Annotated in this window: 12 protein-coding genes; 5 read left to right on the top strand and 7 right to left on the bottom strand. The window is 43.2% G+C overall.

What is annotated here, in order from left to right:
• Positions 1–420 precede the first annotated feature (420 nt).
• The 4 genes from PX482_RS06005 to PX482_RS05990 all read right to left on the bottom strand — a co-directional run bounded on the left by PX482_RS06005 (position 421) and on the right by PX482_RS05990 (position 1,868).
• Positions 421–672: a PIN domain-containing protein gene (locus PX482_RS06005; protein ID WP_002757304.1), complete on the bottom strand. Its 252-nt coding sequence runs from the start codon at positions 670–672 to the stop codon at positions 421–423.
• A 3-nt stretch (positions 673–675) separates the two neighbouring features.
• Complete coding sequence (locus PX482_RS06000; protein ID WP_002757302.1) at positions 676–936, bottom strand: hypothetical protein; 261 nt, start codon at positions 934–936, stop codon at positions 676–678.
• A gap of 277 nt (positions 937–1,213) precedes the next feature.
• The gene (tnpA, locus tag PX482_RS05995) at positions 1,214–1,657 is read right to left on the bottom strand and encodes an IS200/IS605 family transposase (RefSeq protein WP_002740761.1); all 444 of its coding nucleotides are present in this window, start codon (positions 1,655–1,657) and stop codon (positions 1,214–1,216) included.
• A gap of 76 nt (positions 1,658–1,733) precedes the next feature.
• Complete coding sequence (locus PX482_RS05990) at positions 1,734–1,868, bottom strand: hypothetical protein (RefSeq protein WP_288027527.1); 135 nt, start codon at positions 1,866–1,868, stop codon at positions 1,734–1,736.
• A 65-nt stretch (positions 1,869–1,933) separates the two neighbouring features.
• Between PX482_RS05990 and PX482_RS05985 the strand changes: the two genes are divergently transcribed.
• A complete protein-coding gene (locus PX482_RS05985; RefSeq protein WP_002759989.1) occupies positions 1,934–2,305 on the top strand; it encodes an endonuclease domain-containing protein in 372 nt (123 codons plus the stop codon).
• Positions 2,306–2,482: 177 nt separating this feature from the next.
• On the opposite strand, the gene PX482_RS05980 is transcribed toward PX482_RS05985, so the two are convergent.
• Genes PX482_RS05980 through polA form a run of 3 tightly spaced genes read right to left on the bottom strand, consistent with a single transcriptional unit; the run spans position 2,483 to position 5,888 of the window.
• The gene (locus PX482_RS05980) at positions 2,483–2,731 is read right to left on the bottom strand and encodes a heavy-metal-associated domain-containing protein (protein ID WP_288122189.1); all 249 of its coding nucleotides are present in this window, start codon (positions 2,729–2,731) and stop codon (positions 2,483–2,485) included.
• A 36-nt stretch (positions 2,732–2,767) separates the two neighbouring features.
• Positions 2,768–3,013 carry an NDH complex assembly factor CRR9 gene (locus tag PX482_RS05975; protein ID WP_002746191.1) on the bottom strand — a complete coding sequence of 82 codons (246 nt, stop codon included), beginning with the start codon at positions 3,011–3,013 and terminating at the stop codon, positions 2,768–2,770.
• A 4-nt stretch (positions 3,014–3,017) separates the two neighbouring features.
• Positions 3,018–5,888, bottom strand: a complete 2,871-nt coding sequence (gene polA, locus PX482_RS05970; RefSeq protein ID WP_288094627.1) for a DNA polymerase I — start codon at positions 5,886–5,888, stop codon at positions 3,018–3,020.
• A 190-nt stretch (positions 5,889–6,078) separates the two neighbouring features.
• Between polA and PX482_RS05965 the strand changes: the two genes are divergently transcribed.
• The 4 genes from PX482_RS05965 to PX482_RS05950 all read left to right on the top strand — a co-directional run bounded on the left by PX482_RS05965 (position 6,079) and on the right by PX482_RS05950 (position 11,397).
• Positions 6,079–7,005 (top strand): UDP-glucuronic acid decarboxylase family protein, encoded by a 927-nt coding sequence (locus tag PX482_RS05965; RefSeq protein WP_002759994.1) that lies wholly within the window; start codon positions 6,079–6,081, stop codon positions 7,003–7,005.
• 45 nt (positions 7,006–7,050) lie between these two features.
• Complete coding sequence (locus tag PX482_RS05960) at positions 7,051–8,436, top strand: UDP-glucose dehydrogenase family protein (protein WP_288122188.1); 1,386 nt, start codon at positions 7,051–7,053, stop codon at positions 8,434–8,436.
• A 240-nt stretch (positions 8,437–8,676) separates the two neighbouring features.
• The gene (locus PX482_RS05955) at positions 8,677–9,360 is read left to right on the top strand and encodes a Mo-dependent nitrogenase C-terminal domain-containing protein (protein ID WP_002746178.1); all 684 of its coding nucleotides are present in this window, start codon (positions 8,677–8,679) and stop codon (positions 9,358–9,360) included.
• A gap of 348 nt (positions 9,361–9,708) precedes the next feature.
• Positions 9,709–11,397, top strand: coding sequence for a SulP family inorganic anion transporter (locus tag PX482_RS05950; protein WP_288122187.1), 1,689 nt, complete (start codon positions 9,709–9,711; stop codon positions 11,395–11,397).
• Positions 11,398–12,022 lie beyond the last annotated feature (625 nt).

The following is a 12,022-nucleotide window of genomic DNA, read 5'->3' as shown; positions in this document are numbered from 1 at the left end:
GCACCACCTTTTAGACTTTATGCTCGATGAGGCCATCCCTGTTACTCGCGTTAATTCTTCTTGATTTTGGATGGGGAGCTACAGGGCAAAAGCGTTTTGTATTCTGTATTCCTTGCTACATTCTGAATTTGGAATTGCTGGAGTATCTCAAAAGCTATTGACAATTGGTCAATCAGGTGCAAGATTTTGAGAGAATCTTCGTTCAAAACCTTGCGTCTTCATCGGCCAGCGTCCTGTAGGGGCGAAGCATTCGGACAATAACCTATCGGTGAAAAGGTAGATTTTCTATCCGAATGCTTCGCCCGTACTTATTCAGCAAACCCTAATTAGATTTAATTTACTAAGCCAATTAAAATCATCAATATTGCGAGTTACAATTGTTAAATTATAAACGAAAGCTGTTCCCGCAATAATGGCATCTCATAAGGACATCTTTCTGATTTGTTTTAAAGTTACTGCTTGGTTAATTACAGGTTGAGAGATGGGTAAAATTTGAGAAGCATTAAAAAATTCTTCAAAATAGACTTTATCCTGATGAGTTAACCGATGGTAGCCTAAAACTTCCAGATAGGATAAAGCAGATACATAAGGAGAATTTTCTGCAATAAACTCCCGGAGAAACTCATTTTCCAATTGAGCGGCATAGATAATAATATTACTATCTAATAACATGATTTAATCCCGATCAGGAAGAGAGCGATCGCACCGATTTTGTTGTTGCCACTGTTGGGTATCAACATCAGTAAAAGTATTATTATTAGCAATTTTTTTCAAAGCATTGGCCATTTTTTGACCGTTAGATCGATTTTCACCAATAATATTTTCTTCTAGTAAGGTAATATAAACATTAACAGGATATTCGGAGTTGATTTCAGGGGTTTCATCAAGCCATTGAAGGGTATTATTTTTCAAAATTGCTTTAAAGGTTTTTACCATAGTTTTCTCCGCCGTTAAATGATACAGGATAAATGATTCAGACTAGCCCTAACCCAATTTTAACACAAGACCAACCCAACAAACTCCCCTGAACTCAATCTTTTAAATTAACGTCTTTGGATCATTTCATAATCAAAAGTTCATTACCAGAGTGAAAAAATTAGGCAAAATGGTGATAGTCACTTTACCTGTTTTTAAGGCAGGCTAATTTATCGACGATGACTGGGTGAAAATTAATCAATGAACTACCCCGCCGCAAGCGGACGGGGTATCAGAATCAAAATAGACTCAATTGTAGATTTTGGTGTAGCTGCAGGTATTCTTTATCTTGTTCTTTTACATATCTCGCTATCATACCTTCATCCCCATGCTTTCCTACCGTACTTGCGTAATATCCATCACTCCAAAACTCTCCTCCCCACAACTGCTTTTTCACTTGAGGACACTTTTTGAAAATTTCTCTCGCCGTTATACTTTTAATCATTGTCACTATCCTTGTCACACTATAGGTCGGTACTGATTGCACCAGAAAATGCACATGATCTTTATCCACTCCAATTTCTACAAACTTTATCTCGTATCGTTTTTCCATCTCTAGACAGACTTCTTTCAACAAGCTATCTACCTGTTCGTCGAAAACGGCTTTACGATATTTGGCTGGGAACACTAAATGATATAGCAAAACACTTACATTATGGCTCTTATGGATGTATTCACTCATTTTTCTATTGTACGCCGCGAGCGGCGGGGAATTAGACCCGAAGAGATTAACAGAACTTTTGAAAGCGATCGCACATTTACTCTAAGAGTGCTTTAAAAGCAAAATCCAAAGAACTATTAGAAATTGCTAAAATAGGAGTAGAAAAAGCGATAGAAACCGATGAAGAAACGGCAACCGCTTGGATAAACCAACAACTAGAATCCTTAGACATTTCCCCCCTTTTTAAGGGGGGTAGGGGGGATCAATGAACCTTTTTAAGGGGGGTAGGGGGGATCAATGAACCTAAACAACAGCGACTTTCATCTACCTTATAATACTGCCCTAGTAGCCAGAGCGAAAGAACTGCGAAAGAACATGACCTTAGCAGAGAAAAAGCTGTGGTATTCCTATCTAAAAAATTTCAAATTCAAAGTCCTAAGACAACGCCCCATTGATCATTTCATTGTTGATTTTTATTGCCCTAGCCTCAAACTTGTGATTGAAATTGATGGAGATACTCACTTTACGGATGAGGGAAAAGCCTATGATAAAGAGAGAACTGCGCGATTAGAAAGCTATGGATTAAAAGTTATTAGATTCACGAATTCGCAGGTATTAAGAAATTTTGAGGCGGTTTGTGAGCAGCTAAATCTTTCGATCCCCCCTTAATCCCCCCTTAAAAAGGGGGGAAAATTTAACGCCTAAGCGATAGAAACCGATGAAGAAACGGCAACCGCTTGGATAAACCAACAACTAGAAAGCTTGGGAGTAAAACTAATCTGATGAACACAAAAATAGAACTACCCTTGATTTTTACCAGAGGTATATTTTTAACGGGAGAGGATGTCAACCCTCACTGCTAGACTCAACAGTATGGCCGACTTCGCTGATCCATTGGGCAATTTCTGTGGGGGATGCGGTGGTTTCTACCGTGACGATTTTATTGGCTACATCCACCGATATTTGGGCTGCTGGTTGCTGATTATTAATCGCTTTAGTAATGGTATTAGCGCAACCTTCACAGGCAATACTAGGCACTTTTAGGGTAATTGTCATTGTTGTAACTCCAGTAACTTTATAGCTAAAAACTAGCATAAATTGTCAGGGGTAGCTGATTTTTTAAGAGTTTATTTACCATTTCAGCACTGCCGCTTCGATCCCCTGTTCCCGACGCAGTTGACTATCTTTTTCTAGCCATTGAATGACCTGTTTATGGGTTAGTTCTTCTAGGGTTACTCCCGTATCTTCGGCGATTATTTTTAGTAAGCGTAGGGAAGAAATCGTTAAACGAGTCAGGAATTTTTCGGGAGAAGTTAAGAGGGCAGCGTCCACATCTGCGGATTCTTCTGGGGTTAAAAATTGTCTGTTTTCGATCATAGTTTTATTTGGTTTCCATCCAATTGTCACCAGCTTTAATTTCTACCAAGAGAGGGATCGTCAAGGAGACAGCTTCTTCCATAGTAGTCTTGATTTTTGACTCTAGGGATGGCCATTCTTCCCTCGGTACTTCCAAGACTAATTCATCATGGACTTGCAGCAGTAATCTCGCTCGATAATTTTGCAGTACCTCAGCCAATTTTACCATCGCTACTTTAATAATATCAGCACTGGAACCCTGAATGGGGGCATTAGCAGCCGATCTTAATAATTGTGCTTCCTCGTTGTTGAGTTTGAGGCTATCTAAATCGATGTCGTGTAAGGACAGTCCCCGCAGTCTTTTTAAGAGGGGATTATCGAAGTTAAAATAACGTCTTCTGCCCAAAATTGTTTCCACATATCCCTGAGCGATCGCTTGTTTTTTGCTATTCTCTAAATACTCAAATACTTGGGCATAACGTTGATGATATTTTTCAATAAATTTTCTGCCCTGTTCTACGGTTAATTTCGATTCACGGGCGAATTTTTGCGCTCCCATGCCATAAATAACCCCGAAGTTAATTGTTTTTCCTAAACTGCGTTCTTCTGGGGTAATTTCCCCTTTATCAAAGAGCAATTGAGCGGTGACTTTATGAACATCTTGATTACTACGATACGCTTCTAATAAAACTGGTTCTTGGCTGAGATGAGCGAGAATTCTTAACTCGATTTGTGAGTAGTCCGCTGATACTAATAAGTAACCATCTTCGGGAATAAAAGCTTGACGAATTCGTCTGGAAAATTCACTGCGAATGGGTATATTTTGCAGGTTAGGATTGGAGGATGATAAGCGTCCGGTGCTGGTGATGGTTTGATTAAAATCTGTATGTACTCTTGCGGTTTTTGGTTCGGCTAATTTCGGTAAAGCATCCACATAGGTGGATTTTAATTTGGATAAGGTGCGATGTTCAAGGATATAATCAACTAAGGGATGATCTCCTTGTAGTTTCTCTAAAACACTTTGATCGGTAGAGTAACCTGTTTTAGTTTTTCTGGATTTTTTGCGATTGAGTGCCAATCGATCGAAGAGGATTTCACTTAACTGTTTAGGAGAGCTAAGATTAAAAGTTTCTCCGATAGATTCATAGGCTTTTTTTTCTATGTCTGCTAAGTCTCTTTCTAGTTGCTGGGACAAGTTTTTTAGATAATTGACATTAATTTTTATACCATAATTTTCCATCTGCCACAGCACCATGACGAGGGGAGATTCTATTTCAGAGAATAATTGATACAAAGGGGGAATTTTAGTTAATTCTGCCTGTAATTTTTCTCGAAGTAAATAGGTAGCATAGGCATCTAATCCACAGTAGTTAGCAGTGGTGGCAATATCTAAATCAGCGATGGTTTTTCCCCCAGGAATACCGAGACTTTTATAACTAAGGGAAGTGATACCGTCTAAATAGCGATCGCATAAATCTTCGAGATTATGAGTTAGTTCGGGATGGAGGACATAACTAGCCACCATAGTATCAAAAACTAAACCTTTAACGGTAATTCCTTGATGATAAAAAACATCAATATCAAATTTCGCATTCTGGAAGACTTTCGGATAATTATCACCCGCTAAAATTGGGCGTAATTTTTCGAGGACTATCTCTAGATTTAAATTATCACCGCTCTGGTGGCCGATAGGAATATAGGCCATAGCATTTAATTCTTTTCCCCAACAGCAACCGATCCCGACCAATTTGGCTACACGAGGATTTAAATCCGTGGTTTCGGTATCCCAAGCGACAGGAAAATGTGGATTAGTGAAAGTTGTTAATTTTGCCAGTAAAGCATCTAACTTAGGAAGAGTATCAATAATTTCCGGAGCAATTAGAACCGGTGGAGAAATAGGGGGTAAATCAAACAGAGACAATTGATTAGAATCAGCATCGCTAGTTAATTCTAGGGTAGGAGTGCCACCTAGATACTGTTGAATTTGATCGAGTTTCTGGAGAATTTTCTTTAACTCCAATCTTGCCAATAAAGCTTTAACTAAACGCCGATCAAAACCTCGGAGACGAAATTTCTCTTCCTCGAGACTAACGGGGGCATCAAGGGCAATTTTGGCTAAATAGCGAGAACTTTCGGCGGCGGTTTTTCCCTCTAATAATTTAGTTTTTACCATTCCCTTAATCGATTCCAGATTGGTATATATATCGTCTAAGTTATCGTATTTTTTTAATAAATCTATCGCTGTTTTTTCGCCAATTCCGCGCACCCCGGGTATATTATCAGACTTATCACCGCAAAGAGCTTTAAAATCTACTACCTGTTTTGGTGTCACCCCTAACTTTTCCGTGACAGCTTGGGAATTAAATTCTGTATAACCCTGTCCCGATGTACTTTTGACCGCATTAATATCCAGATAGAGAACCGTGGTTTTTTTCTCCTCATCTACCAATTGGAATAAATCTCGATCGCCTGTTAAAATCTTGACTGTATAACCATTATCGCCGGCCTGTTTTGCCAAAGTTCCTAAAACATCATCTGCTTCATAACCCGGAGAAGTCACAATAGGAATATTCATCGCTGCCAAGAGACTTTGGAGATTAGTTAAATCGGGGCGAAATTCTTCGGGAGTCTCTTGCCGATTCGCCTTATAATTGACATCAGCTTCATGGCGAAAAGAAGGAGCGGCTAAATCAAAAGCGACCGCTAAATAAGTGGGTTTTTGAGTTTCTAGTAACTGCATCAGAGAGTTTAAAAACCCAAAACAAACACTGGTGGGAATGCCGCTAGAAGTACGCAGAGGACCAGAACGAGACTTAGCAAAGGCATAATAGGCACGAAAAGCCAAAGAATGCCCATCAATCAGGATAAATAGCTTATTTTGCTCGCCACTGTTCATAATCTAGCCTCAAATTTGCGTGTTATTTCCATTTTAAGGATTACCGAGCCATTATTCAGCCATTAGCCTTGAATCGGCGATCGCTGATCACTGATCACTGATACTCAACACCCCGTCAAAAAAAATATTTGCCAAAAAACCAGCGTAAGGGTATTTTAAGAATAATTTTATATGTTTACTTTGCGATTACATGAGAATCCTAGTTACGGGTGGTGCAGGTTTTATCGGTTCCCATCTAATCGATCGCTTGATGGAACAGGGTCATGAAGTGATCTGTCTGGATAACTTCTATACAGGGACGCGCAGAAATATCGTTAAATGGCTAGGAAATCCTTATTTTGAGCTAATTCGTCACGATATCACCGAGCCGATCCGTTTAGAAGTCGATCAGATCTATCACCTGGCCTGTCCTGCTTCCCCAATCCACTATCAATATAACCCCGTAAAAACGATTAAAACCAATGTTTTAGGGACCATGTATATGCTAGGCCTAGCTAAAAGGGTAAAAGCGCGATTTTTGCTCGCTTCTACCTCAGAAGTCTATGGCGATCCCGATGTGCATCCGCAAACGGAAGAATATCGAGGTAATGTCAACTGCATCGGACCGCGTTCCTGTTATGACGAGGGTAAACGGGTAGCGGAAACCCTGGCTTTTGAGTATTATCGGGAGCATAAAGTCGATATCCGGGTGGCCCGGATTTTCAACACCTACGGCCCGCGAATGCTGGAAAACGATGGTCGAGTGGTGAGTAATTTCGTCGTACAAGCTTTGCGCGGTCAACCCCTAACGGTTTATGGTCAAGGTTCCCAAACCCGCAGTTTTTGCTATGTTTCTGACTTGGTGGAAGGGTTAATGCGTTTGATGAATGGGGATTTTATCGGACCGGTTAATTTAGGCAATCCCGACGAATACACAATTCTGGAATTAGCACAAGTGATCCAAGGCATGATTAATCCCGAGGCGGAATTGGTCTATCAACCACTGCCGGAAGATGATCCCAAGCAACGACAACCGGATATCACTCGTGCTAAAACTTATCTGGATTGGAGTCCAACTATTCCTCTAAGTCAGGGTTTAAAAATGACGATCGAGGATTTCCGTTCTCGTCTAAGCTAATCCCTAATCAATAAATTTAACCTAATTGTCACTGGAGTGATTATCATGCGTGTTTGTGTTATCGGAACGGGTTATGTGGGTTTAGTCACTGGGGTTTGCCTAGCACATATCGGCCATCATGTTATCTGTATTGACAACAATGAAGAAAAAGTCAAATTGATGAAATCGGGACAATCCCCCATCTATGAACCGGGGTTATCGGAATTAATGCAGTCTTCGGCAGCCTCCGGCAATCTGGAATTCTCCACGGACCTAGAAGCGGGAGTTAAACACGGTGAAATCCTCTTTATCGCTGTTGGTACACCAGCACTACCCACTGGAGAAAGTGACACCCGTTATGTGGAAGCGGTGGCCCGGGGTATTGGGGCCCATCTCAACGGTGGTTATAAAGTAATCGTCAATAAATCTACCGTTCCCATCGGTTCCGGGGATTGGGTACGGATGATCGTCCTCGATGGAGTGGCCGAGAGACAAAAAAATCTCGTGGCCGCTGGTGGCGGTATTAGTACACTAGAACGCATTGAAGCGGAATTCGATGTGGTCAGTAATCCCGAATTTTTACGGGAAGGTTCAGCGGTTTATGATACTTTTAACCCCGATCGCATTGTTTTAGGCAGTAATAACCCGAAAGCCATCGAAATGATGAAGGAATTGTACGCGCCTTTGGTTAAACGCCAATTCGCTGAGGATACCTCCTTGCCTCCCGTTCCCGTAGTCGTTACGGATCTCAGTTCGGCGGAAATGATTAAATACGCCGCTAATGCCTTCCTAGCCACCAAAATTAGCTTTATTAACGAAGTAGCTAATATCTGTGATCGCGTGGGGGCCGATGTCACCCAAGTGGCTAAAGGTATCGGTTTAGATTCCCGTATCGGCAGCAAGTTCCTCTCGGCCGGGATCGGTTGGGGGGGTTCCTGTTTCCCCAAAGATGTGTCGGCTTTGGTACATACCGCGGAAGACTACGGTTACGAAACGGAATTACTTAACGCCGCTATCAATGTTAACAAACGTCAACGGACAATTGCGATCGAAAAACTGCAACAGGAATTAAAAATCCTCAAGGGTAAAACCGTCGGTTTGTTGGGATTAACTTTTAAACCCGATACCGATGATATGCGCGATGCCCCAGCTTTAACCATGATCGAACAGTTAAATCGTTTAGGTGCTAAGGTAAAAGCTTATGATCCGATCGTTTCCCAAAGTGGTTTAAGTCACGGTTTAAGCGGTGTGATTATCGAATCGGATCCAGAAAGATTGGCCGATGGTTGTGACGCTTTGGTGGTGGTGACGGAATGGCAAGAATTCCTCCGTCTTGACTACGGCAAAATGGCTAAAACCATGCGCGAACCCGTGTTGATTGATGGTCGCAATTTCCTCGATCCTGCTGTGGTGACAGCAGCCGGTTTCCGTTACCTCGGGATTGGACGTTAATCCCAGAAATCCGCCTTTTCAGCAGGACTAACGCGGGTGGGGAAGGAGCAAAAAGCACCAACCCTTACCCCTGCTCCTAGGGGCGAAAATTGCCCGATTATGCCAGATGAAAAACGAAAACTTCCTAGCTGACCATAAGGATAGTTGCAATGGTTACATGATGTGAACGGGGGCCACTAGAATCCGGGGGCGATGGGTAGAATTAAATTGAGAAACTAGAAATCAGTTTTAGCAATACCTATGGTTAGCTCTGTTCAATACCGCTACACTAACGAACAAGTTAGGGACTGGTTACGGGGATTACTGACAATTGCTTGGTGTGATGGGGATTATAGCACCAGCGAACAGGAATCGATCGCCCGTTTCGCTCACGAATTAGAATTAGATGACGACCACGTTCTCTATCAATCGATTAGTCCCGAAGAATTGGCCGCAAGTTTCGGTCATGACCCCAAAATATCAGAAAACTTCCTCCGCACGGCGGTCATGGTAGCGATCGCCGACGGCATTTATTCCCCCGCAGAAGCGCAATTACTGCGTAGTTATCGGGATGCTTTCGGGTTAGAAATCGAGGCCCTGTCAGCTTTAGAACATACTATCTGTGAAATTCCCGAAATTACCACAGAAGCGAATAAATCCGAGTTTATCAGTGCCGAACATCCCCACCCAGATCTGCTTCATCCCCTCAAAGATTGGTTAGATGGGGTAGAAATGCACGATCCGCGCTTGGCCCGGTTTATCTGCAAAATGGTTCCGCCTCAATGTCCTTTTGAACGCGATATCGTGCTGTTTGGTCATAAATTAGTCCATATTCCGCCCCTGTGCAAGTTAAATCCTCTCTACGAGCAATTAGTCGGTTTACGCTTCCGCGCCCTATCATACTTAGCCGATGATTGTCAAGAGGATATTTCCGAGTATATTTAGCCAATTTAATTAAAATTGCGGCTAACATGGTATAAATATCCTGCTGACAGAAAATATCTCAACCTAAGGGCTTTTCCTAGCCAGGGCTGGCTGAATAAATCTAAAAACCTTGTTGGATAAGGCTTTTAGACTTTTTTCCCCTCAAAAAGTGCTGACCATTGGAGTGATCGGGGGTAAAATTCTGGGACTTTTTCCCCGAAAATTAGGTAACTGACTACCTCAAAATCGGTAAAACCCTACACCCCACACCCCACACCCCACACCCTGCCCCCACCAACAAACTTTTTCAGCAGACCCTAGCTAATTCTTCCGTTAAAATTAGGTTAAGTCGCCGTTGACAGAGAAAATATGAGTAAAAACTCCCGACGAGTCGATTTTCCTGATTTACCCGGGCTAAAAAACCTGCGCTCCTATCAATGGCAGTGGCTGGGCAAAGATATCCTCGCCGGTGTCACCGTGGCAGCCTACGCTATTCCCCAGTGTATGGCTTACGGCGACCTGGCCGGGGTCGATCCCGTGGTGGGATTGTGGACTCTCGTGCCAGCCGCCCTAGTTTACGCCCTTTTCGGCTCCTCATCGCAACTATCCCTCGGACCAGAATCGACCACGGCAGTGATGACGGCGGCAGCAATCGCACCGATGGTGAGCCTTCAAGGAGAAAATTACGGCAGTTTAGCGGCTTTTTTAGCCCTAATGGTCGGTTTAATCTGTTTAGTTGGTTATATCGCCCGCTTAGGATTTTTAGCTAATTTACTCTCCAAACCGATCCTAATCGGTTATATGGCGGGAGTGGCGGTGATCATGATTGCGGGACAACTGGGTAAAATTAGTGGTTTGTCAATCGGTGAAAATACGGTTTTTAAAGAAATTTTCGCTTTTTTCTGGGGAATAAACCAATGGCACTGGCCAACCCTTAGCCTCGCTCTACTGCTGCTACTATTTCTATTTGTCATCCAAAAATATTTTCCCAAAGCACCGGGACCCTTGCTGGCGGTTTTACTGGGAACCCTCGCCGTCGCCACCCTCCATCTCGATCAAGAGGGGGTGGCAGTAGTGGGGAAAATTAGCAATACTTTGCCTAATTTTGGCTTACCAACCCTAGATTTTTCCCAATTACTACCCCTAGGAACCGCGGCCGTCGGCATTGCCCTGGTCGGCTATTCCGATAACGTCTTGACCGCCAGAGCCTTCGCCAGACACCATAACCAAGAAATCGATGCCAATCAAGAATTTTTAGCCCTAGGACTGGGGAATCTGGCGGCGGGTTTTTGTCAGGGATTTCCCATCAGCAGCAGCGCCAGTCGCACCGCAGTGGGCGATTCCGTGGGCAGTAAAAGTCAGCTTTACTCCCTGGTGGTGGCAGGGGTGGTGGTGGCGGTCATTTTCTTCCTCGGTCCGCTACTGGTACTCTTTCCCAAGGCCGCCTTGGGTGCGCTGGTGATTTATGCGGCCTGTAAACTGGTGGATATTGCCGGCGCTAAACGACTAAAAAGCTTTCGCAATAGTGAGTTTAATCTCGCTGTCCTGACCATGGTGGGGGTGCTAACCACGGGGATTTTAAGCGGGGTTGCCATCGCCATCGGTCTCTCGGTTATCGATTTATTGGCCCGCATTACCCGGCCCGATGATGCGGTCTTGGGTACGGTTCCGGGGGTGATGGGTTTACACGCGCTCCAGGATTGGCCAGAAGCGCAAACAATACCGGGGTTAGTTATCTATCGTTACGATGCCCCCTTATTTTTTGCTAATGCGGCCGACTTTAAACGTCGCGCCCTCAGCGCCATTGCCCGGGAGACAAAACCGGTAGAATGGTTTGTCTTGAATACAGAGGCACTCGGGGAGTTGGATAGTACAGCCGTGGAGATTATCGAGGAATTAGCAAGGGAATTATCAAGACAGGGTATAGTTTTCGCCCTAGCGAGGGTTAAACACGATCTGTACTTAGAATTGCAACGCTCTCGCTTGTTAGATAAAATTAGCCAAGAGAGAATTTACTATACTTTGCCGGCGGCGATCGAAGCTTTTAAAAATCGTTAACTGATAGTTAGGGGTCGAGAAGGTCATCGCCGACCTCCCCTCCCATAAAGAACCTACCCGTGCATAGTTTTCGGACTTTATTGAAATTAGGTGATAGAGTTGTCTAAGTTGGGCTTCCGTCGGTTGCATTTAGTCATTGTCGGCTTAATTTTAGATTATTGTTCATTTTTAGCATCATTAACTGAAAGTCACTTCCCTAACCTATTTAGGGTTTGCGGCAAAAAGTTTTTCGTGGGGGTAGGGGGGTGTGGGGTTTTACCCATTTTCAAGTGGTCAATTACCTAAGTTTCAGGGAAAAAGTGCCTAATTCTCCCCCCCGATCCCTCCAAAGGCCGCCACTTTTTGATTTTAAAAAAGTAGAATGTAGGGTGCGTTAGACGGCGACAATCTTTGCTTAAACTTGAATCTAACAATCCGTCGTAACGCACCTATCTATCTATCATTAATTTATTTGGTGCGTTACGCTATCGAATGGCGCACCCTACTAAGCTAAACGGCTTTTACTTCGGATCACCGATATAGACTCCAAAAGGGTTATAGCTATTGGATCATGCAGGTTAAGCGCCGTTTAGCTTACTACTAAATCTGCTTATTAAAAACTGATTATTTATTCACCCTTTTGCCT

The sequence above is a fragment of the Microcystis sp. M53602_WE12 genome (assembly GCF_030065455.1).
GTDB lineage: Bacteria > Cyanobacteriota > Cyanobacteriia > Cyanobacteriales > Microcystaceae > Microcystis > Microcystis aeruginosa.
Note: the sequence above shows the minus strand (reverse complement) of the source record. Positions and strands in the feature narration are given on the sequence as shown.